This is a genomic window from Enterococcus sp. XAF26B05_ASV22 (assembly GCF_056727285.1).
The window spans coordinates 2,308,668-2,334,434 of record NZ_CM161538.1; the positions used below are offsets into that span (position 1 = coordinate 2,308,668).

A 25,767-nucleotide genomic window follows, 5' to 3' on the forward strand; every position below is an offset into this window, starting at 1 on the left:
GCTACCATTATAAAGGTAGCTTCTCATCGTAATTTAGCTGTTTATCAATTACCATCATTGCGGAACGTCTAGTTTCCCACAAGGAATCCGTATAAATATCAAGTGTCATTTTGGTTGATGCATGTCCTAAAATTTTACTCAATGTCGCAATATCAATTCCTGATTCAACACATCTAGTAGCAAATGTATGCCGCAATGCGTGAAAATGAACCGAGCCTATTTTTGATTCTTCTACTATTTTTTTAAAACGATAATTAATAATTCGCGGTTCAGTAAAACTGTTTTTACAAGAAATGACAAATAAACTGGTACTCTTTTGTTTTTTTTCCATTAAATATCTTTTTAGATTTTTAGAGATTGGGATTGCGCGTTCTCCGTTAACGGACTTGGGTTTCCCCATGATGATCTCTGTTTTGTGTGGTTCAGTTACTGAAGGTATTCTAGAAATTGTTCTTTTTACAAAAATTTTATTGTTGATAAAATCAATGTCTTCCCATTTTAATCCGCTGATTTCGCCAATTCTCATCCCTGTATACAAGGCTATAATTTCCGCAGAGCACTCTTTTTTATACAAAGCAATTTGTTCCAATTTTTTCTGTTGGTTTCTATCTAAACTTTTTATTTCCGTTTTTGTTAATGCGGGTAAACGTACTCCTCTGCATGGATTTTTTGCAATTTTGTTATCATTTACAGCTTTTTTTAGAGCACTTCTTAGCATACTTATAATGCTGCGAATACTGTTGGAAGAAAGTTCTGATAGGTATAACGAGTAAATAAACCTGTCAATATCAGCTGTTTCTAGCTCGGATAACTGCTTGTTTTTAAAAAATGGAGAAAGGTGTCGTTTGATTCGCCCTCTATAATTTGAATAAGTAGACGGTTTGATTCTATTTTTCATTAAAATATTCAGCCAATAGTGTAACCATTCATCTACCATCATTTCTTCTTGTACAGTTGCTTCTCCGTATATAGAATAGTCTGCATTTTTTTTTGATAATTTTTCTTTTGTTTCATTATATTGTTTTCCATAAACATATCCGTATACAATTCTCCCCTCTTTATTTCGGCCTTTTCTATATCGACCTTCCCAGCGTCCATCCTTTCTTTTATAGATATTTTCGCCTCTTTTTGACATATTTTTTTCCTCCTCAATAGTTTACGTTTGACGGTTTTTGACGGCTAAAAATGAATTATACCTATAAATATCTCTTTTCTAAACTGTAATAAATCACTAAAATAATTAATTATTATCAGTTTTTTCTTTTAAAACAGAAAAATTTGATAATAAAAAGATATTTTTACACTAGACTAATTAAAAATAATAGAATATACTAATACAAGTAATGAATTCCGCTCTTTTGAATACATATAATAAAGAATAAAAATATCTTGAACTTAATTCTTTCAAGATATTTCAAAAATCACACATAAAACCCGAAGTGTAGAAACATGAACCGCAAAAAAATAGGAAGTTTGGAAAATAACTATTTCCAAGCTTCCTATTTTTGATGTGCGTTTGTTCCCTTCTGTATTTCTATCAAATCCATCACATCTACGGTCAAAACTGCAGCGTTTTTATGCTATCTTGAGACAACATCATCGTATTTCTGATCGAAATCTTGATTCAAATTAGCATATACTATTTATGGCAATTTCTTTTTCTACTTAGTAGTATTGTAGTTATCTCTAGATTTTCACAGCTTTTATTTTCAACCTTCGATAGTCGGCTTCCCAATGATCCTCTTTCCACAATCTAGGCGCCAAATCCCGCTCCATATTCTCAAGCAGCTTCTCTTTCTGATCCCCAGATAATGCACCTAATTCATCAGTATAAAACTGTTCCATCCACTCTCTCAAACCAGCTCTCCCACCTTTAAGCGGTGTTGGACGATCATATTCTAAAATTTCTACAACCTCAAAACAATGCTTTTTAAGTAAAGTCCGATAATCCGTAATCGACGTAAAGCAAAATGGCTCTTCGAAAGGTTGGCCAAACGTTTTTAACTCACGACCAAAAGCTTCTCTAATCGCCTGGACATTCTCAACTGCACCAAACTCACAAATCAATTGTCCATTTACGTTTAGATGCTCACTGATATTTTTCACTAACAACTCTTGATCAGTGATCCAATGAAACACTGCATTTGAAAAAGCAATATCATACAGTCCAATTTGATCTGAGGGATTTAAGATATCTTCCTGTAAAAAATTCAAATCAGGATAGCTTTCTTTTGCTTGATTGATCATATTTGCAGATTGATCGATCCCTGTCACTTTATGACCGAGTTCTGCAATTTGATTTGTCAATGCTCCCGTTCCAGAACCAATATCCAACACTTTTTTAGGCTCTTTCGGTAATAACGCTAACAATCCAGCACCATATTTAAAAATAAAATCATGTGTCGTATTATATTTTTTTGCATCCCATTCCATTGGGTTCACGCTCCTAACGATCGAATGAAAAGAAGCCGCAACGAAAACCGTTATCGATGCGGCATTCTTACTATTTACTATTTTACTATTGCCAATAAGCCGGAATCTTCGCTTCATAAGCCGCAATTTCAGCATCATGTGTCAAACTAATAGCAATATCATCTAACCCATTCACCAATTTGTGCTTCCAAGTGCTATCAATTTCAAAAGAATACGTTCCATTAGGGGTCACCACTTGTTGGGCAGGTAAATCAATCGTAATCATTTCATCTGCTTTAAGACCAGCCAATGCATCCAATTCTTCTTGCTTCAACACAATTGGCAATAGTCCATTTTTCGTCGCATTCATATAAAAAATATCACTGAAACTTCCTGCAATAATTGCTCGAAAGCCATAATCATCCAATGCCCAAGCCGCATGCTCTCGTGATGAACCTGAACCAAAGTTATCACCAGAAATCAGAATTGTCGCGTCTTTGTATTGTGGTTCATTTAAGGTAAATTCTGGATTTGGTGTACGGTCTGGCAAATAACGCCATTCATCAAATAAAAACTCGCCAAAGCCCGTTTTTTCGATTCGTTTTAGAAATGATTTTGGAATGATTTGATCGGTATCGATATTGTCGTTCATTAGTGGAACCGTAGTTCCTGTATGTTGTGTAAATGCCTCCATTATGCACCAAGCTCCTCTCTAATGTCTCTAAATGTTCCTTCGATTGCGGCTGTTGCTGCCATTGCTGGGCTACAAAGATGGGTTCTTGCCCCTTTGCCTTGACGTCCTTCAAAGTTTCGGTTCGAGGTTGAGGCGCAATGAACACCCGCTGGTACTTGGTCTGGGTTCATGCCTAGACACATAGAGCAGCCTGGTTCACGCCATTCAAAGCCTGCTTCAATGAAGAGTTTATCCAAGCCGATTTTCTCTGCTGCTTTACGAACGGGTCTTGAGCCTGGTACTACGATTGCGGTAATGCCTTCTTTGACTTTTTTGCCTTTTACGATACGAGCCGCTTCTTCTAAATCGGATAGTCGGCCATTGGTACATGAGCCGATAAAAACGTAGCCGATTTCGATATCTGATGGGCGTTGTCCTGGTTTTAGATCCATGTAGTTATAGGCACGTTCGTCGTTCATGTCTTTGATTTCTGGGAATGTCCCTGTGATTGGGATGCCCATTTCTGGATTCGTGCCCCATGTAATGAAGGGAACCAGTTCATCTGCGTTTAATTCTAGATCCACATCATAAGTTGCGTCTGGATCACTTGGCAGTTTTTTCCAATCAGCGATTGCCGCTTCCATATCTTCTGGTGCATATTCTCTGCCACGCACGTATTCAAAGGTTTTTTCATCTGGTGCCATCATCCCCATTTTTGCGCCGCCTTCGATGGCCATGTTACAGATGGTCATGCGTTCTTCCATCGTTAGATTTTCAATCGTTTCGCCGTAAAATTCAACCGCATGTCCCACACCAAAATCAACCCCATATTTTGCGATCAAGGCTAGAATAATATCTTTGGCATATACGCCTTTGGCTAGTTTTCCAGTAATTTTAACACCCATTGATTTTGGCTTATTTTGCCAAATGCATTGTGTGGCAAAAACATGTTCTACTTCACTAGTCCCAATACCGAATGCCAAGGCTCCGAATGCGCCGTGAGTTGCCGTATGGGAATCCCCGCAAACAATGATTTTTCCTGGTTGTGTCAATCCTGTTTCGGGTCCCACCATGTGCACGATTCCCTGACGGTCACTGCCATTATCACACAGCGTTACACCGAATTCTTCACAGTTTTTTTGCAAGGCTTCGATTTGTTTTTTTGCCACCAAATCTGTGATGTTAAAAATATCTTGTGTTGGTACGTTATGATCCATCGTCCCAAAGGTTCTATCTGGTCGGCGGACTTTTCGGCCTGCTTCTCTTAGTCCTTCAAAGGCTTGTGGTGAAGTGACCTCGTGGATCAGATGCAGATTGACGTATAGTAGTTGTGGTTCTCCGGCAACGCCCGATACCACATGTTGTTCCCAAAGTTTATCAAATAGAGTTTTTCCCATATTAAGCACCTCTCAATTCTGTTATTATAGCTTCTGTAAAGTCTGTTGTTGTCGCTTTACCACCTAGGTCTGTGGTTAGGATTCCTTGATTCATGACACGATCGCAAGCCTCTTCGATTTTCTTTGCTGAATTTTCTAAGCCAAATGATTGACGTAACATCATCGCTACTGACAAGATCATCGACATTGGATTGGCGATATTTTGATTAGCAATATCTGGTGCTGAACCATGGATTGGTTCGTATAATGAGGGACCAGATTCACTATGACTGGCGCTTGGCATCATCCCTAGTGAGCCTGGAATCACAGATGCTTCATCACTTAAGATATCGCCGAATAGATTTTCTGTGACGATGACGTCAAAGGCTTTTGGCTTTTGGATCATGACCATCGCCGCTGAATCGACTAATTGATGTTCTAAGGTACAATCTGGAAATTCTCGTGCGACTTCTTCGGCTGTTTGACGCCATAATTTGCTGGTCGCTAGTACATTGGCTTTATCGACAGAGGTGACTTTTTTGTTTCTAGTACGAGCGATTTCAAAGGCTTTTCTAATAATACGTTGGATCTCAGCTTTTGAATAGGTACATAGGTCTGAGGCTTCGGTTTCCCCAAGTTCTTTTTCGCCAAAGTAGATGCCACCTGTTAGTTCACGAACGACTACAAAATCAACGCCTCGAACGTTTTCTTCTTTTAATGGAGATAAATGAACGACTGCATCAGGTACGGAAATTGGACGAATATTGGCAAAAAGTCCTAAGGCTTTTCTTAGACCTAGTAAACCTTGTTCAGGTCGATTTGGTGCATTGTCCCATTTTGGACCGCCAATGGCACCTAGTAAGATCGCATCAGCTTTTTCACAAGCGTTTAGGGTTCCTGCTGGTAAGGGATCACCTTGTTCATCAATACCAGCGCCGCCAAAGGCAAAACGTTCAATATCAAAATCCAGATTATCTTGCACCATGATTTCGGCTAAAATTTTTAGTGCGCTATCCATGATTTCTGCTCCGATGCCGTCACCCGGCAATGCTGCAATTCGTTTGCTCATTAGGCTTTCCCCACTTCTTTTTGAAATTGTTCACTGGCTTTGACATAAGCTTTCGCTGATGCTTGTAAAACATCAAAATCGATGCCGATGCCGTTGAATTGTTTGTTGTTTTCAGTATCTGCTAAGGTTACATGCACTTCTGCTTGTGCATCTTCACCGCCTGTGATGGCTTTGATATAATACTCTTTTAGTTCTGGTTTTTGAACAAATATTTTATCGATTGAGTTATAGATCGCTTGGATACTACCAGAACCGATCGCTGATTCTGTTTTACTTTCGTCTCCACCTGTATTGATGGACACGATCGCTCCTTGACTGCCGTCAGAAACGTATTGTAATTGGACTCGTTCTAAGCGATAATCTTCGCTACATTCTTGCGATTGTCCAACCATTAGCGCGATCAAATCGTCTTCTGTGACTTGTTTCTTTTTATCCGCTAATGATTTAAAGCGTTTGAAGGCGTCTTTTAATTCGTCTTCTGTTAATTGGTAGCCTAGCGCTTCCATCTTAGTCGCAAATGCATGTCGACCAGAAAGTTTACCTAGTGGCAATGAGTTTTCGTTTACCCCAACAAGTGATGGTGTGATGATTTCGTAGGTATCTGGATTTTTCAGTACGCCATCTTGATGGATCCCTGATTCGTGTGCATAGGCATTCGCTCCGATGATTGCTTTATTTCTTGGTACTGCAACACCCGATAGACGACTGACGAGATCGCTGGTTCTTTTGGTTTCATTCAATGTGATGTTGCTTTGGGCTTCATAGAAATCTTTTCTGATGTATAGCGCCAATGCTACTTCTTCAAGTGCAGTATTGCCAGCTCGTTCGCCGATGCCATTGATCGTTCCTTCTACTCGACGAGCGCCATTTTCGATCGCTGCTAAGGCATTGGCCGTCGCCATTCCTAGGTCATCGTGGCAATGAGAAGAAAAAATAATTTCTTCGTCACTTTGGATATTTTCAATCAAAAATTTAAATAGTGCACCGTATTCTGTAGGGTTAGAATAACCGACTGTATCAGGCACATTAATGATTGTCGCGCCTGCATCAATGGCTGTTTGAACGGCTTTTAGTAGAAATTGTTTTTCTGTTCTAGTTGCATCTTCTGGTGAAAATTGGACTTTTTCGAATTTTGTTTTGGCGTAGCTAACGTGTTCTTTAATAGAAGCAATTACTTCGTCTGGTGACATTTTTAGTTTAAATTCCATATGAACAGGACTTGTTGCTAGAAACACATGGATTTGTGGGTGCTTGGCATTTTGTAGCGCTTCATGTGCGCGATCGATGTCGGCTTTTTGGCACCGTGCCAAACCTGCGACGGTCATTTTTTCAGCATTTTCTGCAATGGCTTTAACTGCTTCAAAATCACCAACTGATGCGATTGGAAATCCTGCTTCGATCGTATCGATGCCCCATTTTTCTAGTTGTTTGGCGATTTGAACTTTTTCTTTGGTGTTGAAATTTACACCTGGTGTTTGTTCGCCATCTCTTAGAGTCGTGTCAAAAAATTGGATAGTCTTCATTTTTCATACATCCCTTCTGAATTGAGTAAATGTTTTTTTTCATTTTTAGGTTAGGTGAATCGAATGAAACTTCTCTCGCTTCGTTCGCCAAGTATTGTGCAACATCAGCTCTGCAAGCAGTCGCTGTGTTTTAGACGAATGAAACTTCTCTCGCTTCGCTCGCCAAGTATTGCGCAACATCAGCTCTGCAAGCAGTCGCTGTGTTTTAGACGAATGAAACTTCTCTCGTTTCGCTCGCCAAGTATTGCGCAACATCAGCTCTGCAAGCAGTCGCTGTGTTTTAGACGAATGAAACTTCTCTCGCTTCGCTCGCCAAGTATTGCGCAACATCAGCTCTGCAAGCAGTCGCTGTGTTTTGCAACAAAAAAGCACCCCACGATATGGGATGCTTGTCATCCCGTTCATGCAATGCGAAAACAGGACTCTCAACGTCTGATAAGAAAAAGCTGTGCTGCAGCTGGTTTCTAGAAATCAGTGTGATGAGTCCTTCAGTAATAATAAGAATGTAATTGTCGTTGTCTGCTTGTTCATCTTCTTCAACATCCTTTATTGTCAGAATTTTTGAATAATTCAAACTATAGTGTTAAAGATACCGAACTTTTAAAACAAAGTCAATGGTTTTATGAGAATTTTTTTAACAAAGCTAAGAAAAAGTAGCTTCTCAGCGTTGATTCACTCCATCATAATTGGTTTAACGCTTGTTCTAAATCGGTGAGAATATCGTCAATATTTTCGATTCCAATCGATAAGCGAATCAATTCTGGAGAGGTCCCAGAAGCTTTTAATTCTTCTTCACTTAATTGCGAATGCGTTGTTGAAGCAGGATGAATGATCAATGACTTTGCGTCTCCGACATTGGCTAAAAGTGAAAATAATTGTACGTGATTGATCAACTTTTTCCCTGCCTCAGCGCCACCTTTGACGCCAAAAGTAAAAACTGATCCTACGCCTTTAGGTAAATATTTTTTTGCTAGTTCATGATAGCTATTGTTTGGTAATCCTGGATAATTGACCCATTCCACTTTGGGATGTTTAGCTAGAAATTCAGCAATCGCTAACGCATTTTCAACATGACGGTCTAATCGCAATGATAGAGTTTCCAACCCAAGAATCAATAAAAAACTATTGAATGGGGAGATCGCTGCACCTGTATCTCTTAATAATGAAACTCTCAGACGAGTGATATATGCAGCTGCTCCTATATCTTTTGTATAGGATAGTCCATGATAACTCGGATCTGGGTTAACTAATTTGGGAAATTTTCCATTGGCCCAGTTAAACTTGCCTGAATCAATAATAACTCCACCTAAAGCAACACCATGTCCGCCAATGAATTTTGTGGCGGAATAAACCACTATGTCAGCACCGAAATCAAATGGACGATTTAAATACGCTGTAGCAAAAGTATTATCAACGATTAATGGCAACTTATGTTTATGTGCGATTTCTGCAATCGCTTCTAAATCTGCTACATTCGTGCTTGGATTCCCAATTGTCTCGATAAAAATCGCTTTGGTATTTTCTTGAATTGCTTCTTCAAAATTCGTTAATTGGTCTGGATCAACAAAAGTTGTCGAGATGCCAAATTCTGGTAATGTATGTGCAAATAAGTTAAACGTTCCGCCATACAATGTGGAGGCTGAAACAATATGATCACCACTACTTGCAAGATTTTGAATCGCATACGTGACAGCGGCAGTCCCTGAAGCTACTGCTACTGCACCGACACCTCCTTCTAATTCGTTCAAACGATCTTCCAACACTGCTGTTGTGGGATTCGTAATACGAGTGTAGATATTTCCAACTTTAGCTAGCGCAAATTTTTCTGCTGCATCTTGTGTATCATCAAACGTATAAGAGGTTGTTTGGTAAATAGGAACCGCTCTAGCATTTGTCTCTTTGTCTGGCGTGTGGCCGCCATGGATTTGGATCGTTTCGAATTGATAGTTAGTGTTTGTCATTATGCTTCATCCCTTTTCAATTTTTATTGGATTTGTTTTTTTACATCGTTGATACTCATGTCACCTTCTTGCATAATGACCACCTCTTTCTTTTATTCTCATTAAAAAGAAACCAAAAAAGTCGCCCCTACTAGTTGTAACCTAGTAAAGGGCGACTGTCGCGGTACCACCTTTATTGGAAAAATTCTCCATCTCGATCCAAACGCTAAATTTCTTCTTGATTTGGTGCCTTGTTAACGGTAGCTGCCGTAAAAATCAATCTGACTTTTCCTCTCCAAGATCATTTTCGACAAGTGTCCATTACTTTCTTTCACCAAACGAAAGCTCTCTAATTCTAGCTAAAATCATCATAATCAGCTAAATTTCAATGTCTGCTTGTGTACTCTTCTTTTCAATGAGTTTTATTTATGACGTTAATATTAGAGTATTCTCATTTCATTGTCAATGTTTTTTCTTTTTTCTTCTTTTTTTCTAATTATCCCTTGTCAACTGAGTGTCCTATTTCTCTTTCTCACTATTTTTTATTATAATTAAGGAAATTGGAGGTCGATTTAATGTCAGCAAGTAATGAAAAAGTGGAATTACTCTTATCTTATTTATCTGAGATCCATACAAAAAGCTCATCTTTATACGATTTAGTCACAAGCCGTCCACGTCCTGAAGACACACGTATTCTTTTGAATATCAATGAAGTCTTCACATACTACCATAGTGTACGTGTATTTTATTTCAGTAATGATGAGTTAACTGCATCTGAAGTTCAACCTTTTTTTAAGGCGTTTGAAGATTTTTATTTTGAGTTAAAACAGGTCTTTTTACTTGAAGATGATGACAGCATCCTACTTTATAATAAGTTGACAGCTATGAAAGATTCTTTTGAGCAGTTGACGAATGATTTTAATGTTTTATAATAGAGTAGACAACAGGTAAAGAAGGTGCCCAGATGGATCAAAGCGAAGTATTGGATCGCTTGCGCGAAGAGTTGGAAATCCCATTTTTTAATGGTAATATCGAAGAACGTGAATACACTGAAGCAGAATACCAAAAGATCAAATCCGATCTTGTTCAGTATTTTGATGATTATGTTCGTAATGTAGAAAATTAATAAAATAATTGTCGTGAGATTAGAAAGGACTAAAGCAGAACTTAAACGTTTTGCTTTAGTCCTTTTTCTATGTGTGCCATTCTTTTGACTATTTATCGTTTAAAAATAACAGATTAATCCGTATTCCACCAAATAAATAAAATAACTAAAAATACAAATGATAAATATCTACACTCAAAAAGATGTTTTTTTCAAACAAATAATAAAAAAACCATCGGCTGAAAAGGCCGATGGAAAAGGAGTATTACTCAATAAGAGTAAAATGAAAAATAAAAAGGTTGTTGTTGGTATGAATATATAATACAATACATCTTTTTCATTGTCTACTAAAAATAACATTAAAAAGAAATGAATTCCATCTTTTTTTGGTCATTTTTCTAGTTTTTATTTTTATTTTTTTAACAAAAGATTGCTCATTCGAGTAATTGCGAATGAAATATCATCCGTTGCTTTGTCTTGCTTTTCTTCAGAGGTATTAAATAAATCAATATCAATCCCTTTTTCAGGATCTAAAGATAAAATCATTTCGTTACATCCAGCTAAGTATTCAATGTAAGAGCGTTCAAATTTTTTGTGGATTCCCATTACACGTGCTGGCGGACGTAATTGACTAACTTTTTCTAACATAAGTGTATATTCTTTTGTTCCATCTTGGAAAATACGTTGAATTTCGGCAATTCTTTCTGGCGCTAACTCCGCTGTTTTTTCCTCGTCGATCGCTTTGCGTACTTCTTCGTAGTATTCATTCATTTTTTCGCCGACTTCTTCTGTTTCTTTTACAATATCATTGATGTTTTGAACATAATAGCCTAAATTTGGTTTCACAATCTTTCCTACTTTCTTTTGGTAATTACTTAATTTTACACTTTAACATAGGTAGATGACAAGAGGAATCTGAAAAAGTCTATTTTTCTCAAGCTTTTAAAAAAGAGTCTAAAACAAACACCCATGAGAGCACTAGCCATCATGAGTGTTTGTCCAATCTCTTTTTCAGTTTAGTTGATTTCATCACTTGTTTGGATGATTTTAGAAATCATTCCATAGTCTTTTGCTTCATCAGCTGACATCCAGAAATTACGATCTGTATCTTTTGCGATTTTTTCGTATGTTTGTCCCGTTGCTTCAGCTATCAAACGGTTCACACGTTCGCGCATACGAATGATTTCTTTCGCTTCGATTTGAATTTCTGTGCTTTGTCCTTGAACGCCACCAGCAGGCTGATGGATCATATAGCGAGTATTTGGTAAGCTATAACGATTCTTCGCTTCAGCGGCTAAGTAAATCGTAATACCAGCACTTGCAACCCAACCAGTTCCGATCACGATCACTTCTGGTTTTACAAATTTGATCATGTCATGAATCGTATCTCCCGCTTCAACATGTCCGCCTTGGCTATTGATAAAGATTTTGATAGGCTCATCACCCATTGCAGCTAGCAACAATAATTGAGATGTTACTTCTCGTGCTAAATCTTGATTGATTTCTCCGTAAATCAAAATTGTTCGCTCTTCAAACAATTTTTTCATAAACGCATTTGGTTGTTGTTTTTCTTCTGTTTCTTCATTTTCATCTAAATAGTTCATCACGACTAACCTCCATATTTTAAAGCTAAATCTCTATATTAATAATACCGCAATATGAAAATTTGTCCACTTTTTTGACTTGTTTTGACCTTAAAAACTATTTTTCAAACATCAAGGATCCATCGATACTTAAAAGTAATCTATTGTTTATTTTTATCTGAGACATAACACTACGAGTCACATCCCCTACTCTAGGAATTCGAATTACTAGTGAAATCAGAAGTAACTTCGTTAGAATTGCTGAGAAACTCAGTCAGGTACAGGGTGACGTCACACGGGATCTATTTGATTCTCATCTATCATAAACCATATAAAACTTAGGCTGCATCTTTTGCCTTAACATTCTTCGTCTTTTTGCCAACTAACAAGTAAAAATAGATTATCACTTTACCCCATTAATATAGGAAGTATTATGAACTCCCATAAAGTGTTGATACGGCTTCATACACACTAACAAGAAAGAATGATCTAATAACATATCTACAGAGATTGGAATGATATGAGGATGATCTTCTAACACCGATGGAATCAGGGCCTCTTCACAAAAGATATATTCATTACGAATCGATTGGTCATATCCTTCAACTTCGTATATGGAACGGTAAAATTTATTTTCTACCACTATATCAAAAACATTGAATTCAGAGAATTTACTTTGATACAGTAAAAATTTTGAATCAGAATCAGTCACGATTTTCAAACGGAAGAGCAGTTTTTCTTGCATTAAAATAGGGCCCGCTTCGTCAATAAAACGGTAGATTAAATTTGTATCAATTACAAGAAGATTTTTAATTCCTTGTCCCCATTTAAATAAAACTTTAACGATTCGTTGAAACAGCTCTTCATTTTTAGGATGCAGCGTATAAAAAGAACCGTGGACTAAAACTTGATGATTATACCAAGCATTCCTTGTTAAACGGATAATCCCTTCTTCAAAACTAAAATCCCCTAACAAAATTTGATCAAATTCTTCTTCAAAATATTGAATTAACCGAATAATATCTGGACGACCAACTAAAAACGTACTGCGTAATTTCTCATGATCTTCAAATAAATTCTCTAATTGACTAAAAGAATACTCACAAGAATTAAAAAGAGACACCACATAAACAATTTCATGTTCTGGTAAAAACCGCTCCATATTCAAACTTTTCCATGCTTGCTCGACTAACTTGAAAATGGGCCGTTTTTTTAAATCGACGATGACCTTTTCTTCTAATTCAAGCTTTTCTTTGTCTTGACGTGAATAGGCAATATTCATTCCTTGTAAAATAAAATAACGACTTTCTTCCGTATAAACTCTGGTTGAAAACTCGTGTTCAATCAAATCGAGCATGTCCTCGCACGCTTCTTCAAATTCAATCGTCTGATTTGTTTCATAATTGATGTCAATTTTTGTTAGATAGTATAAGTATAAGAACCTCGTTTCAAATTCTGAACTATTCAACCGTTCATTTTCAAAATCCAGATGACAAGCAGAAAAAAAAGCTTCTGCTTTTTTCTTCAAATTATAAGCTTTACTAACTGAAATAAATTCTTCTTCTACTAAATCTAAGTAATTAAACTGTTGCTCCAAAAATTTTGTACACGTCTTTAGAAATAATGATTGCTGATAGATGATTTTGCGAATTTCAAATAATGGAATATCTTTATTAAATTCTACATAAAAGTATTTTTTTTGTTTCTCATAACTTAATATGTATATATCTAAGGTCTGAACCAAATCTTCCAAATCATTTTGTACTGTTGTTGGAAATGCTTCGAATATTTCTATGTAATGCGTAATGTCAATTTTTTCATATTTGTATAGTACTTCAAGAAGAACAATTTTTCTATAAATATTTTTTTCTAAATACTTTTCTAACATCTATTCCCACTCTTTGCATAGTTGATTTCTCAATTGTTTTATCAGTAATTGAGTTTAAAAATAGATGCGATGACTTACTCTACTAACCTTTTTTATTAAGTAGCCTATCGTTATATATATTTCATAAACATAGCTAACTTAATTATTGCCGAGTGGAAGTCATCACACTATCAATAAATATACTTCATTTCAATTTTTAATATACACGCAAATGAGTAGATAGAAAAGTAATACGTATTTCTATAAAAAAATTTAATTTTTTCACTAGATATCTGTTTAACCGGTAATGTATTTTTGAAAGAGTGGGGATTATCACTTCCTTATAAACGTCTATAAATAATTCAAATGATTACTCTTTCTTTTCTCTCTTTTTAGTATTCGATCCTTTTTTACGAAAAATAATTAAGGAACTAATTAAAGCAACGATACAAAAAACAAAAGCCATCGCAAACGCATGACGATAATCGGCAACCTCCAATGATTCTTTCATAGCAAGTGCTGAACTTCCAATTGCCAATGATTGTGTAGGAGTAGCTTGGGCATGACTAGATAGAAACGTAACTAATACAGCAGTCCCAAAGGAGCTAGCAATTTGCCTTAATGTATTATTCGTTGCGGTCCCATTACTGATCATGTCATTGGGTAAAGCATTCATTCCCGTTGTTGTCACTGGCATCAAGACCATTGATATTCCCAATAAACGAATAGCATAGAAAATAGCTATGAAAAGAATTGGCGTTGTCTCAGTGATAAATAGAAATGGAAATGTCCCTAAAGACAATAACGTCAAACCAATCGGGATTAAAAAACGTCCACCAAATCGATCAAATAATTTTCCTGTAACTGGATTCATTAATCCCATCACGATGCTTCCTGGTAATAAAATCAACCCCGAATCAATTGGACTTTCTAGATGAACCTTTTGAATATAGTCTGGTAAAATAGATTCAAACCCAAGCAAGGCTATATAAGAAATGGCACTTAGAAACACAGAAACTGAAAAAGTTGAGTAGCTAAACACTTTTAAGTTCAATAGAGGATTTGAAATTTTCAACTCTCGTACAATGAAAGAAATAATCACAGTACATCCTATAAACAAAAGAACAATCACTTCTTTAGACAACCAGCCTTTAGTACTGGCTAAACTAATACTGTATAACAAACTACCAAATCCAATGATCGATAAAAACACAGAAGGAATGTCTAACTTACTCTGTTTTAAGGGTATGCTGACTTTAAAAAACAGTAAAGCCCCTATTTCTGATAGAAGGATCAACGGTATTGTAATAAGAAATAATGTTTTCCAGTTAAAATAGGTAATAATATATCCAGATAGCGTTGGCCCTATCGCGGGAGCTAATGCAACTACTAAACCAACAAACCCCATAGCAGTTCCACGTTCGTTTTTTTGGAACAGCGTTAATACAATCGTCTGAATCAAAGGAAGCATAATTCCAGAAGCAATTCCCTGTAATAATCGTCCAAAAAGCAAATACTTGAATGTTGGACCAAAATAACAAATAAGCACGCCCATTAAAAATAAATTCAAGGCAGTTAAAAATAAATATTTAGACTGAATTTGCTTCATTAAATAAGCAGACAAAGGAATAGTGATGCCTGATACTAAGAGAAACAATGTTGTTAACCATTGAACGGTGCTTAAACTTATATTCAGGTCTTTCATAATCGTTGGGTAGGCTGTGATCAACAGCGTTTGATTCATAATAATACAAAATGCGCCCAGTAGAATAACAACCATAAGAGCGCTTCGATTATAGCTTACCCCATCATAGGTTTCTTTGTTTTTATTCATCCATTCACGTCCTTAAATAATTACACCGATTTTCCCATTTACCAATCCTCGAATGACGCAGAAAAGAAACACTCATTGAACTATTTCGCTTTCTGCGCGACTGAATCTTCCTCTACAGTTCGTTACTGTCGAGTCTTTGAAAACTTATTCAACTTCACTATTTATTTACTACTAAACAGGATCAACTTTAATCGCTTTTTCCTCTACTTTGATCATTTTTGAGTAGAAGGCAATTCCCACTAACACAATTGCTGTAAACCATAAAGATTTTTCACCATAAGCTTTTGTCAAAATAGTCCCAATTAGTCCGCCACCTGCAAAACCAATTAATACAGAAAAATATAACCAACTATTTTTCCATGCATCTTTTGCTCCGGTAAAAGCTTGAATAATATAATTGAAAGCTAATTGCACCACTAATGTCACGGCAACATTTCCATAAAGCATGCCATCTATTTTATGAAATGCATTCCCTTGCATTCCAGCTAGAAAAGAAACAAGCATACATATCTGTAGGATGGTAAAAACACTATTAATTGATGAAAAACCTAAGCCAACTAAAACGACTGCTTCTATAAGTAAAATCTCAAATGCCCAGATTTTCTTCATTTTAATGCCCAATACTTCAATAATTCCTGTGGTCATCGCACCTAATCCAAAACATAAGATGGTTAGTGCCACTGTAGCTAAATGCTGCCAGTCTTTTGTTGCAATTGTTTGTCCTAATAAAATGATATTTCCTGATTGTACTGTGCTAAATGCTTTTCCTACAAAGTAGGTATACCCGTCCATTGAGCCAGCCGCAATCGCTAGAAAAAAAGCAATCCAAGGTAGTTCCATTACAGGATAAGTCGGTACTTTACGATTATTCACTCTTTATTCCTCCAATTTTTGATAGTAAAAAGCCTAGAAAATTTTCCTATTTATTTTCTAGGCATTGAAACAAAAACTATTCTGGTTTTTTAAACCAAACAACAGGTTGTGGCTTTTCTGGATTTGGTAGTGACTCCGCAAATTGTTTCGTAACGTTTAAATGATCCGCTACCATTTGCGATGGGGAAGAGCCTAACCATTTATTTAATGAAATATCAGAATACTCACCATGTTTGAAGACTTCTACAAAAATCAAGGGTTCATCACCAATATTTTGTACGTAGTGTCCAGCTACGATTGGAACGACACCTACGTCACCTGCTTGGAAATCAAACGTTCTGGAAACGCCAGCAGAGTTAAAAACTGTCATGCGAGCTTTCCCTTGAATGTAGTATTGCCATTCGGCAGCTTTAGGATGCCAGTGAAGTTCGCGCATTCCACCTGGCTCTACTTCCACAAAAGCAGCCGAAATAGTTTTCGCTACAGGAAAAACGTTTTGATCGACGATTCGTACACGACCAGCTTCTGATTCAATCGGTTTAATTGTATCCATATGAAATGTAAATGGCGATGGAACTTTCCCGTTCACATTTGGGCGTTCGACTTCTTCAATAGAACCAGGAATATTTGCTTTAAAAATATATTTTTCTTTAGCAGGGAAACTTTCAATTTCCTCTGTTGATTTTTTAAAGTTTGCCGCAACCACTTCAGGTGGCGTATGTGCCAACCAATCCGATAATAAGAATGTATTGTTTTCAGAAAAATCAGCTTCACTGAAAACTAATAAAAATTCACAGCCTTCGTCTAACGCTTGAATAGAGTGAGGAACTCCCGCTTCAAAGTTCCATAAATCTCCGGCTTTAATATCATCAATGAAGGAGCGTCCGTATTCATCAATACCCGTCACACGAGCATTTCCATAGAGCATCAAGCCCCATTCAGCTTCCTTATGCCAATGCATTTCTCGATAAGCACCGGGTTCTAAGCTCATGTCTACGCCAGCAACATCTTGTGAAATGGGAAAATCACGGTTTGTGATTTCTCTTGTCCATCCGCCTTCTTCTAAGCGTTGATGTGAATCAGAATAACTAAATCTTAAATTCGCCATCGTTCCGTGGTCAGTAGCAGGTGGCACTAGAATATCTGGATTTTCTTCATCACGACTAGTATTTCTAGGTCCATGATCAATCCACCCTTTCCCATCGGTGTGTCTGTAAGGTTCAAGTTTTTTTTCTTCTGACATATCCAATCACTCCTTAAATTTAATATGTATTGATTGTCTCATGAAAATCGATTTTTAGACAATGATATACTTATGATTGACTTTTTACAAAAAAATTAGAATTTTATCGATTTCTATCCCTTTAAATGCTGATTCACCGATTCTTTATACATTTATGCCCATAATTCTTTTCTTCCTTTCCTATCGCAGCAAGTGACAATTGTTCATCAAAGTTTCCTGTTTACTCTTTGATAATAGATAATATACAGCAAATAAGTATTCACTTTTTTTTTATTATTCAAAAATAAGAACTGTTTTTTTTTGAAAAAAAAATAAAAGCCTCTAAAATAAGCTTAATCCCTGTTTCTCTTTTCAGTAAAACTAAATCGAAATAGTTTGAGAGTCTTTTTACATTGATTTAATTAAAAAAAATAAAAAGACCAAAAATCTTTTTCATGATTTTTGGTCTTCGTATTTAGTTGACTTTAAACTTATTTATAAGTCTATTCATTTTTTTCGATTTGTTGTTAACTTTTTCCCATTCTACGTTGAACAAATTTTACAATTTCAACGATTGGGATAATCGCAAATGACGTTCCAGCAACGATTGCCCATTGGTAAGCGTCTAATGACGTTACGCTGAACAAGTCATTGAATCCTGGAATTAGAATCGTTGCTGCTAGTAACAAGAACGATACTAAGATAGCCCAGTTAAATGATTTGTTTCTGAACAACCCAACTTTAAAGACAGATTGGTAAATAGATTTCACGTTGAATGCGTGGAACAATTGAATCAATCCTAATGTTGCAAATGCCATTGTCAACGCATCACCATGTTGTAAATCATATAAGGCTGCTGCTGATAAGTTTGGCATATTCGCTGCTGTGTGCGCTGGGAATTCGATCGCCATTTTATACACGATCAGCGTCAACGCACCTTGTGTGATCCCTTGATAAATTACACTACTCAAGACACCGCCAGAGAAGAAGTTTGATTTCTTCCCACGAGGCGCATGGCTCATCACGTCACGTTCAGCAGGTTCTACACCTAACGCAATCGCAGGGAAAGTATCCGTTACTAAGTTGATCCACAATAAGTGAACAGGTAGTAGAGTATCCCACGCTAACATTGTTGCAATAAAGAGTGTCAATACTTCCCCTAAGTTAGCAGAAAGGAGATATTGAATCGTTTTTTGGATATTTGAGAAGACTTTACGTCCTTCTTCAACGGCTACGATAATAGTAGAGAAGTTATCATCCGCTAAGACCATATCAGAGGCACCTTTTGATACTTCTGTACCAGTGATCCCCATCCCAATACCGATATCTGCGGCTTTCAAAGCTGGTGCATCATTCACACCGTCACCTGTCATAGCAACGACTTTACCTTCTTGTTGCCACGCTTTCACGATACGAACTTTATGTTCAGGTGAAACACGAGCATAAACGGAATAATGTTCAACGACTTTTGCAAATGCTTCATCCGATAATTCATTTAATTCAGCACCTGTAATTACAGCATCGTCGTCACCTTCTTTAATGATACCAAGACGTGCAGCAATTGCTTCGGCTGTGTCTTTGTGGTCACCTGTGATCATGATTGGACGAATGCCAGCTTCTTTGGCTACTTTTACCGCTTCGGCTGCTTCTTTACGTTCTGGATCGATCATGCCGACAAGACCTGCAAATACTAAGTCTTTTTCAACTAAATCAGAATCCATTTCCGCTGGAACCGCATCTACGATTTTATAAGCCATTCCTAAAACACGTAATGCTTGTTTGGCTAATTTTGTATTAGTCGCTAAAATTTCTTGACGTTGTTTGTCATCCATTGCTGGTGTTTGACCCTTTAATAATGCTTGATTACAACGTTTTAGTAATTCGTCTGGTGCACCTTTGACAGCAACTAAGAATTTACCATCTGCTAATTGGTGAACAGTTGTCATCAATTTACGATCTGAATCAAATGGAATTTCAGCAACACGAGGTTCAGCAGCAACTTTTTCCGTTACGTTAAAATCGTGATCTAAACCGTATTGAACAAGTGCTGTTTCAGTTGGATCACCAATCAATGAACCGTCTTGTGCAATTTTTGTATCGTTTGTGTAGTTCATGATTTTTAAGGTCATATTGTCCATTGCAACTGCATCTGTTGCTGGTTTTACTTCATTATCTGTATAAAGAGCTTCAACCGTCATTTGATTTAAAGTTAACGTCCCAGTTTTATCTGAACAGATAATGTCTGTGCTACCTAATGTTTCAACCGCTGGTAATTTGCGGACGATGGCATTTTTCTTCGCCATTTTTTGTGTACCTAACGCTAAAATAATTGTAACGATAGCTGGCAATCCTTCTGGAATCGCTGCAACGGCTAATGAAATTGATGTTAATAACATATCGATCCATGTACGGCCGTTCATCATACCAACAACAAACATCACTGCTGCAATCACTAAAATAGCGATCGTCAACATTTTACCTAATTGGTTTAAGTTTTGTTTCAATGGTGTTTCTGTTTCTTTTTCGTTGGCTAACATGCCAGCGATTTTACCGACTTCGGTGTTCATCCCTGTCCCCACAACCACACCGATTCCGCGGCCGTAAGTAACGTTACTGTTAGAATACGCCATATTGATCCGATCACCGATACCGATGTCATCAGATTTACCTTCTAAAACAATAGCTTCTTTTTCAACTGGTACAGATTCACCTGTCAAAGCGGCTTCTTCGATTTTAAGACTCGCTGCTTCTATTAAACGTAAATCAGCTGGCACAACGTCTCCTGCTTCTAATAAAACGATATCGCCAGGTACTAATTCATCACTTTTGACTGTAATCACATGACCGTCACGACGGATATTCGCATTTGGTGAAGACATCTCTTTTAGCGCTTCAATTGCTTGCTCTGCTTTGGCTTCTTGAATGACACCAAAGATTGCATTTAAGATCACAACCAGCAAAATGATAATGGAATCAACAAAATCACCTGAGAAGACTGCGGAAATCACTGCAGCAAAGAGCAAGACGATGATCATAAAATCTTTGAATTGTTCAAAGAATTTAACAACGATCGATTTCTTCTTCCCTTCATCTAGCGCATTGGCACCGTAACTTTCTAGCCTTTTTTTTGCTTCTTGATCTGATAGTCCTTCGATTGTCGTATCAAACTTTTGTAAGACCTCTTCATCTGACTGCGTGTAAAATGCTTCAGATAGTTGAACCTTTTTCTCTTCTGACATGTTCTTCCTCCTTATAATTTACAGCTACTTAAATCTATTTTACTTCATTATAGCGAAACGAACACCTTTTTGAACTTAACGTTCGCAGCAAAAACGAAAAAAAATAGACCTCTGTATGCTAAATAGAACATACATAAGTCTCACCGTTTAAGACAACACCAGAAATTTCTTTCGGAGTTGGTGATGTTGTCGCAGCTAGCGCCGCCAGTTACTCCCTCATGAAATAATAAAATGGTGGTGGACAAGCCTTTCACCAATAATTATTGCTGAATTAATTATACCTGTTCTTTTAGTGTTTTTCAAATGAAATCGTATTGATTTTCAGAAAAATTTCTGTTTGCTATGAAAAAACACTCGCTGTCTACTTGGTTGTGACTTTGAAGGACACTTTGTGCGATTTTCTCCCCTTTTCTTTTACCAATACTTTGGGGCGTTTCTTGTTTTCTTTAGCTAAAAAAGGGGCGGGACATCCCTTTACAAGTTATTTCCCGCCTCCGCAGAATCTGAATAAATAGTTGGAGCCTAAGCAGCAGTTCACTAGTTCATTCTATTTCGTTTCAATTTGACTTCTTCGGTTCCTTGTCTATTGATTTTATTGATTTCGTCCAAAAATTGTCCGCTACTCCTTGTTCCATGCCCATAATAAATTTCTCTCTCATGTCGGGGTAGCTTTGGGCTAATCCATCTACAAGATGCTTGATTTCTTCTCGTTTTGTTTTCTTATCTACAGGACATGGGTTAAAAATGACTGGCAATGTTTCTCTTTGAACAAACTGAATAATTTGTTTCTCTTCCACATAAAGTAATGGACGAATCAATGAAATATCCGTTTTTGATAAATAGCTGATTGGGTCAAAACTAGCCATTTTTCCATGAAATAAAAAATTCATAAAATAGGTTTCGATTGCATCATCAAGATGATGACCTAAGGCAACTTTAGTGCAACCGACTTCTTTTGCTCGTTTGTATAAAATTCCTCGACGAAGCTTAGCACATAATGAGCATGGAGAGCGTTCTTCCCGAATATCAAATACAACTTGCGCAATATTTGTCGGAACAATATCTAATTCATACCCTAACTCTTCCACAAAGTTCTGCAGCGGCGTAATAGTCATACCAAAGCCCATTGCTAGAGTGATTGGTACGATTTCAAATTCAAAGCCTAAACGCTTTTGTTTACTGATCTTATCTAGAAAATACAACAAACTGGTACTATCTTTCCCACCACTCATCCCAATCGCTACTTTATCACCTGGCTGAATCATTTGATGAGTCAAAATCGCGCGACGAATCGGATTATAGTAGGGTTGATTATCTTTCTTTTTAAAACTCATTCTGCACTCCTTTTTTAGTCACTGGATTCCTTTAAAGAAATCGGTGTTCAAGCTATAGTTCTCGCCAGAAACAATGTCATATTGGATCAAACGATAGTCGTCATATAAATCTTGTTGCGTTTTATTCAGTGATAGTGTTTTACTCCATTGTTTGTCTTTATAATAAAACCCTTTTTCAAATGCAGGAATTTGTTTTTCTAGTTCACTCAACAATTGGTAGAATCCAGTCATTTGGATATTACTTTGTTCGAATAATGTTGGGGCAAAGTAAAATGGGCTAATAAGTGCATCATGTGTATTTCTTCCACTTAATTTTTCTTGGTTGTCATACATCAAAAATTCTGTTTCATGCATGCGCACTTCATCGTTGTCTGCTTTGATTTTATCTGAATAAATACTTGGTAAATGATCTCCCCAGAAAACAACAAGCGTCCTGCGTTTTACGTCTTTTAAGTCAGTCGTAAACTGTTTCAAGGCTTCACTACTATAGGCAACATCCTGCATATAACGATCGATTGCCGTTTTATTGCCTAGACTTTGGGAAGAATACTCAGTCGTTGGGTACTTATCACTATAAGGCATATGAGTCTGCATGGTCACTAAATGAACAAACTGTGGTTCATTTTCATCTTTTAACAGATCCAGCACTTCTTTATAGGCAGATTCATCTGAAATATAAGGATTTTTTTGTTTCTTTTCTTTGTAGGTCATGGTATCTTCACTAATAAATCGATCAAAGCCAAATGTTTTATAGACATCTTTGCGCTTATACATCGTCGTATTGTATGGATGAATAGCCGTTGCTTGATAGTCTTGCCCTTTTAAAAGCGACACAATCGATGGAATTTCTGTCATTTTTGGAATCAACATGGTATAGGGTGTTGTCATTTGAGGATTGAACAACTCCATCGAAAAACTCGTTAGTGCTTCAAACTCAATATTGGCTGTCCCACCACCATAATTTTGTGATAACATTTTACCGCTATAGGTCGTTTTCGCAATGTCATAATAGTCTTTTAAAGGATCTTTATTCACGGTTACACCCGTTAAGTTCTGCGGATCAGAAAAACTTTCACTCATCACAAAAATAATGTTCGGTTGTTCTTCTTGTGTGTCTGCGTTTGACTCTTGTATAGTATCGGTGTATTTGGTGGTAATTTCTTCGATTGTTTTTTTAGAATAATTGTCTGGCTTGTCCATCGCTTCAACCTTTAAATTATATAAAAATCCACCCATAAATCCTGTGTTGTAGTAATTCATTTTTTGACTATAGGGAATCCATAATGCCGTTCGATCATAGGCTTTTCTTAAAAGATTATTTTGACTATTAAAATTACTAACATATATCAATAGAAGCAATGTCACAACGAAACCTGTGATCCGGATAATTTGCATTTTCTTCGATAACAATCGACTTTTGTAAATTGCTCTTCCAAAGAAAAACAACCCAACTGCTGCAACCAGTATTATAAATAGGAAGGGAACCGTTCCAATCATTTCTCTTAGCAACCCAAATTCAGTAATCATTTTTAAATCATCCGGATAAATGGGCTCCGAACGGTAAAACATTTTTTGATAATTAGCAAATCCTAAGATGCCAATCGTAATGGCATAAAGGAAGCTTCCTAACGCAAACGATCCTGCTAAACTGCATAAAAATAGTAAAAATAATAGTAAGACCAAACTGCCTAAAATAAATTTTTCTGTATGCCATGAAAAAGCAAACTTAAAGACTAGATCTAGCGATAATTCATTTTGACACCATTGTAAATATAGATTGCTGATCAAAACGAACAACAGTAATCCAATCGTGATCAGTATATAATTGACTGGTTTTTTCTTGAATATCTGTAATTTTTTCTTCACAACATTCTCCCTTTTCTCTTTCTTAATACGTCCCCTAATATTCTATGCTTACACGAAAAAAAAGTAAAGCTCCTACATCGAGAAGCCTTACATCGCATTAGAATTAAATCTTTTTAATTATCTTTTAGCTGCTTTAAAAATTTCTTCGATCAGAACCATCACTTTCCGCACTTCTTCATTTTGGACCACAGATTCTGCTTGTTCTCGCACAACTTTGTAGAAATTCTTATAGAATGTATCGTATTCAGTAGAAGCGTTTGGTAATGGTAAGGTCTCAGTTGCTTCTTCTGATGGTAGCGCCATTTTTTTAGTTAAACCAATACCTGCTTGAATTGGTTTTGGCGCTTGAATATTTTGCTTTCCAGATTCGATGACCATCTCCCCAGATAGATCTCAGTCATGACTCACAGCGGTTCCTTGTGTTCCTTTTAAATACCAACGTGGCAGTTTCGTGTAATTCGTCGTTCCAACTTCTATGATTGCTCGGCTACCATTTTCAAAAATGATATAGGTGATAAATCTATTATCCACTTCATCGCCGAGAATATAGCTTGCGTCAGCTGACACGGTTTCGATGCGACTATCAACTAGAAATAATCTCTGATCGAGTAAATGAACACCTTAGTCTAACAGCATGCACCACCATGTTTTAATTCATGGCACCAATCACCATGAATTCCATTAGCCCCTTGCACACGCGTTTCGATTTGGAATATTTCTCCGATTTATTGATTTTTGTAAGTTCTCGCGTGATTAGAAAATCTGGGACCCAGCGACGATTTTGTTGAACCCTAAAGGTCTTGCCAGTTTCTTTGTTTAGGATGGCATCTAATTCTTCTACATTCATCGTGACTGCTTTTTCACAAACTATGTGTTTTCCAGGTTTCAAAGCGCTGATTGCTAGTTCTTTAAGGAAGAACTTTATTTTTGGTTCTTACTAATAATCAACTCACCCAACATTCCCAGAAGCCATCACGCGATGTCTTTGCTCCCTTTTATGTTGCTGTATGATTTTTAATGCTCGCTTTCTTGTTTTTCGGTTTGTACACTTCAATCGTCTACGTGCACTTGAAAGATCTTGTTTCTCCATCTACTCACCTCTTTGCGTCTACTAGTCGGTTACCAACTTGCTTTGTGGACACCAGGAATTTTTCCTTGATGTGCCAAAGTTCTAAAATTAATTCGAGACATGCCAAATTTGCGCATATAGGCTCTTGGTCGTCCATCAATCAAATCGCGGTTTTTCAAGCGATTTGGGTTTGAATCTTTAGGAAGTTTTGCTAGAGCTTGGTAGTCTTTATTTGCTTTTAAGACCAAGCGTTGTTCAGCGTATTTTTCAATCAATGCTTGTTGACGTTTTGCCTTAGCAATTTTTGATTTTTTAGCCATCTATTCTGTCACCCTCTTCACAAATCGTAATCATTACTATTTAACAGAGATAAGAATACCATCATCGATAAAGAAATGCAAGTTTTATTTATAAAAAAAACTTATTAAAGGCTTATGTTGTTAGGACTCTCCTATAAAGGTCTTTTGATAGTTCAAAAGGGATATTCCTACTTGTTCTTTGAATACATCATGGCATGTCTTACCATTAGCAAAACCAGATTTTTCAGCTACTTCGGTCTTAGGTACTTTTTCATTCGCTAAAATAAATTTTGCTTGATTGAGTCGATCTTCCATAAGAAAACGCATAATGGTGGTACCCGTATTGGCCTTAAAAAACGTGTAAAATAATACGAGCTAAAGCCACTGTATTCTGCAATTTCTTCCAATGCAATGGGTTCTTCATAATGATTTTCTACATAAGTGAAGATTTTATCCAAGTGTTCTAAGTTTTCTTTGTACTTT

The 25,767-nt window shown here is 36.7% G+C and carries 21 protein-coding genes, 1 pseudogene and 1 other annotated feature; of the genes and pseudogenes, 2 read left to right on the forward strand and 20 right to left on the reverse strand.

Annotation, left to right across the window (positions count from 1 at the left end):
- Positions 1-7: 7 nt before the first annotated feature.
- From AC1PU0_RS11405 to AC1PU0_RS11435, 7 genes are all read right to left on the reverse strand, one after another.
- A complete protein-coding gene (locus tag AC1PU0_RS11405) occupies positions 8-1,135 on the reverse strand; it encodes a tyrosine-type recombinase/integrase (RefSeq protein WP_479998367.1) in 1,128 nt (375 codons plus the stop codon).
- Positions 1,136-1,686: 551 nt separating this feature from the next.
- Complete coding sequence (locus tag AC1PU0_RS11410; protein ID WP_479998369.1) at positions 1,687-2,571, reverse strand: class I SAM-dependent methyltransferase; 885 nt, start codon at positions 2,569-2,571, stop codon at positions 1,687-1,689.
- Positions 2,519-3,106 carry a 3-isopropylmalate dehydratase small subunit gene (gene leuD, locus AC1PU0_RS11415; RefSeq protein ID WP_069655246.1) on the reverse strand — a complete coding sequence of 196 codons (588 nt, stop codon included), beginning with the start codon at positions 3,104-3,106 and terminating at the stop codon, positions 2,519-2,521. The genes AC1PU0_RS11410 and leuD overlap by 53 nt, the downstream gene beginning before the upstream one ends.
- Positions 3,106-4,482, reverse strand: a complete 1,377-nt coding sequence (leuC, locus tag AC1PU0_RS11420) for a 3-isopropylmalate dehydratase large subunit (protein ID WP_206849980.1) — start codon at positions 4,480-4,482, stop codon at positions 3,106-3,108. The genes leuD and leuC overlap by 1 nt, the downstream gene beginning before the upstream one ends.
- A 1-nt stretch (position 4,483) precedes the next feature.
- Entirely contained in the window at positions 4,484-5,530 is a 1,047-nt protein-coding gene (gene leuB / locus AC1PU0_RS11425) for a 3-isopropylmalate dehydrogenase (protein ID WP_479998370.1), read from the reverse strand.
- Positions 5,530-7,053, reverse strand: a complete 1,524-nt coding sequence (locus AC1PU0_RS11430) for a 2-isopropylmalate synthase (protein ID WP_479998372.1) — start codon at positions 7,051-7,053, stop codon at positions 5,530-5,532. The genes leuB and AC1PU0_RS11430 overlap by 1 nt, the downstream gene beginning before the upstream one ends.
- A gap of 680 nt (positions 7,054-7,733) precedes the next feature.
- A complete protein-coding gene (locus AC1PU0_RS11435) occupies positions 7,734-9,014 on the reverse strand; it encodes an O-acetylhomoserine aminocarboxypropyltransferase/cysteine synthase family protein (protein ID WP_479998373.1) in 1,281 nt (426 codons plus the stop codon).
- 144 nt (positions 9,015-9,158) lie between these two features.
- Positions 9,159-9,418 (reverse strand) — a binding site (T-box leader).
- Between the two features lie 150 nt (positions 9,419-9,568).
- On the opposite strand from AC1PU0_RS11435, the gene AC1PU0_RS11440 reads away from it, so the two are divergent.
- Positions 9,569-9,925 carry a hypothetical protein gene (locus AC1PU0_RS11440; protein WP_069655241.1) on the forward strand — a complete coding sequence of 119 codons (357 nt, stop codon included), beginning with the start codon at positions 9,569-9,571 and terminating at the stop codon, positions 9,923-9,925.
- A 32-nt stretch (positions 9,926-9,957) separates the two neighbouring features.
- Positions 9,958-10,119: a hypothetical protein gene (locus tag AC1PU0_RS11445; RefSeq protein ID WP_167351533.1), complete on the forward strand. Its 162-nt coding sequence runs from the start codon at positions 9,958-9,960 to the stop codon at positions 10,117-10,119.
- Positions 10,120-10,509: 390 nt separating this feature from the next.
- Here the strand turns inward: AC1PU0_RS11445 and AC1PU0_RS11450 are convergent, their stop codons facing one another.
- The 13 genes and pseudogenes from AC1PU0_RS11450 to AC1PU0_RS11510 form a co-directional block, all read right to left on the reverse strand.
- Entirely contained in the window at positions 10,510-10,944 is a 435-nt protein-coding gene (locus AC1PU0_RS11450) for a hypothetical protein (RefSeq protein ID WP_206849976.1), read from the reverse strand.
- Between the two features lie 170 nt (positions 10,945-11,114).
- The gene (locus tag AC1PU0_RS11455) at positions 11,115-11,702 is read right to left on the reverse strand and encodes an ATP-dependent Clp protease proteolytic subunit (RefSeq protein ID WP_069655239.1); all 588 of its coding nucleotides are present in this window, start codon (positions 11,700-11,702) and stop codon (positions 11,115-11,117) included.
- Between the two features lie 382 nt (positions 11,703-12,084).
- Positions 12,085-13,569, reverse strand: a complete 1,485-nt coding sequence (locus tag AC1PU0_RS11460) for a BglG family transcription antiterminator (RefSeq protein WP_206849974.1) — start codon at positions 13,567-13,569, stop codon at positions 12,085-12,087.
- A 349-nt stretch (positions 13,570-13,918) separates the two neighbouring features.
- Positions 13,919-15,382: an MDR family MFS transporter gene (locus AC1PU0_RS11465; protein WP_206849972.1), complete on the reverse strand. Its 1,464-nt coding sequence runs from the start codon at positions 15,380-15,382 to the stop codon at positions 13,919-13,921.
- A 171-nt stretch (positions 15,383-15,553) separates the two neighbouring features.
- On the reverse strand, positions 15,554-16,255 hold the full coding sequence (locus AC1PU0_RS11470) for a YoaK family protein (protein ID WP_069655236.1): 702 nt from the start codon (positions 16,253-16,255) through the stop codon (positions 15,554-15,556).
- A gap of 76 nt (positions 16,256-16,331) precedes the next feature.
- On the reverse strand, positions 16,332-17,498 hold the full coding sequence (locus tag AC1PU0_RS11475; protein ID WP_069639532.1) for an oxalate decarboxylase family bicupin: 1,167 nt from the start codon (positions 17,496-17,498) through the stop codon (positions 16,332-16,334).
- A gap of 506 nt (positions 17,499-18,004) precedes the next feature.
- Positions 18,005-20,716, reverse strand: a complete 2,712-nt coding sequence (locus AC1PU0_RS11480; protein ID WP_479998376.1) for a cation-translocating P-type ATPase — start codon at positions 20,714-20,716, stop codon at positions 18,005-18,007.
- 557 nt (positions 20,717-21,273) lie between these two features.
- Positions 21,274-22,050, reverse strand: coding sequence for a tRNA 2-thiocytidine biosynthesis TtcA family protein (locus AC1PU0_RS11485; protein WP_479998378.1), 777 nt, complete (start codon positions 22,048-22,050; stop codon positions 21,274-21,276).
- An 18-nt stretch (positions 22,051-22,068) separates the two neighbouring features.
- Complete coding sequence (locus AC1PU0_RS11490; RefSeq protein WP_479998379.1) at positions 22,069-23,916, reverse strand: LTA synthase family protein; 1,848 nt, start codon at positions 23,914-23,916, stop codon at positions 22,069-22,071.
- Between the two features lie 117 nt (positions 23,917-24,033).
- Positions 24,034-24,826: pseudogene (locus AC1PU0_RS11495) on the reverse strand (Gfo/Idh/MocA family protein); the annotation flags it as partial.
- 39 nt (positions 24,827-24,865) lie between these two features.
- Positions 24,866-25,006: a putative metal homeostasis protein gene (locus AC1PU0_RS11500; protein WP_167351532.1), complete on the reverse strand. Its 141-nt coding sequence runs from the start codon at positions 25,004-25,006 to the stop codon at positions 24,866-24,868.
- Between the two features lie 29 nt (positions 25,007-25,035).
- On the reverse strand, positions 25,036-25,305 hold the full coding sequence (gene rpsN, locus AC1PU0_RS11505; protein WP_069655232.1) for a 30S ribosomal protein S14: 270 nt from the start codon (positions 25,303-25,305) through the stop codon (positions 25,036-25,038).
- 120 nt (positions 25,306-25,425) lie between these two features.
- Positions 25,426-25,611, reverse strand: a complete 186-nt coding sequence (locus AC1PU0_RS11510; RefSeq protein ID WP_340689648.1) for a helix-turn-helix transcriptional regulator — start codon at positions 25,609-25,611, stop codon at positions 25,426-25,428.
- Between the last annotated feature and the right edge of the window lie 156 nt (positions 25,612-25,767).

Coding starts and splice junctions, on each gene's coding strand:
- leuD (WP_069655246.1), bottom strand. CDS start 3,106: ATGGAGGCATTTACACAACATACAGGAACTACGGTTCCACTAATGAAC.
- AC1PU0_RS11440 (WP_069655241.1), top strand. CDS start 9,569: ATGTCAGCAAGTAATGAAAAAGTGGAATTACTCTTATCTTATTTATCT.
- AC1PU0_RS11500 (WP_167351532.1), bottom strand. CDS start 25,006: ATGGAGAAACAAGATCTTTCAAGTGCACGTAGACGATTGAAGTGTACA.
- AC1PU0_RS11405 (WP_479998367.1), bottom strand. CDS start 1,135: ATGTCAAAAAGAGGCGAAAATATCTATAAAAGAAAGGATGGACGCTGG.
- leuB (WP_479998370.1), bottom strand. CDS start 5,530: ATGAGCAAACGAATTGCAGCATTGCCGGGTGACGGCATCGGAGCAGAA.
- AC1PU0_RS11435 (WP_479998373.1), bottom strand. CDS start 9,014: ATGACAAACACTAACTATCAATTCGAAACGATCCAAATCCATGGCGGC.
- leuC (WP_206849980.1), bottom strand. CDS start 4,482: ATGGGAAAAACTCTATTTGATAAACTTTGGGAACAACATGTGGTATCG.
- AC1PU0_RS11510 (WP_340689648.1), bottom strand. CDS start 25,611: ATGCGTTTTCTTATGGAAGATCGACTCAATCAAGCAAAATTTATTTTA.
- AC1PU0_RS11410 (WP_479998369.1), bottom strand. CDS start 2,571: ATGATGCTGAAATTGCGGCTTATGAAGCGAAGATTCCGGCTTATTGGC.
- AC1PU0_RS11475 (WP_069639532.1), bottom strand. CDS start 17,498: ATGTCAGAAGAAAAAAAACTTGAACCTTACAGACACACCGATGGGAAA.
- AC1PU0_RS11480 (WP_479998376.1), bottom strand. CDS start 20,716: ATGTCAGAAGAGAAAAAGGTTCAACTATCTGAAGCATTTTACACGCAG.
- AC1PU0_RS11445 (WP_167351533.1), top strand. CDS start 9,958: ATGGATCAAAGCGAAGTATTGGATCGCTTGCGCGAAGAGTTGGAAATC.
- AC1PU0_RS11455 (WP_069655239.1), bottom strand. CDS start 11,702: ATGAACTATTTAGATGAAAATGAAGAAACAGAAGAAAAACAACAACCA.
- AC1PU0_RS11430 (WP_479998372.1), bottom strand. CDS start 7,053: ATGAAGACTATCCAATTTTTTGACACGACTCTAAGAGATGGCGAACAA.
- AC1PU0_RS11485 (WP_479998378.1), bottom strand. CDS start 22,050: ATGAGTTTTAAAAAGAAAGATAATCAACCCTACTATAATCCGATTCGT.
- rpsN (WP_069655232.1), bottom strand. CDS start 25,305: ATGGCTAAAAAATCAAAAATTGCTAAGGCAAAACGTCAACAAGCATTG.
- AC1PU0_RS11465 (WP_206849972.1), bottom strand. CDS start 15,382: ATGAATAAAAACAAAGAAACCTATGATGGGGTAAGCTATAATCGAAGC.
- AC1PU0_RS11460 (WP_206849974.1), bottom strand. CDS start 13,569: ATGTTAGAAAAGTATTTAGAAAAAAATATTTATAGAAAAATTGTTCTT.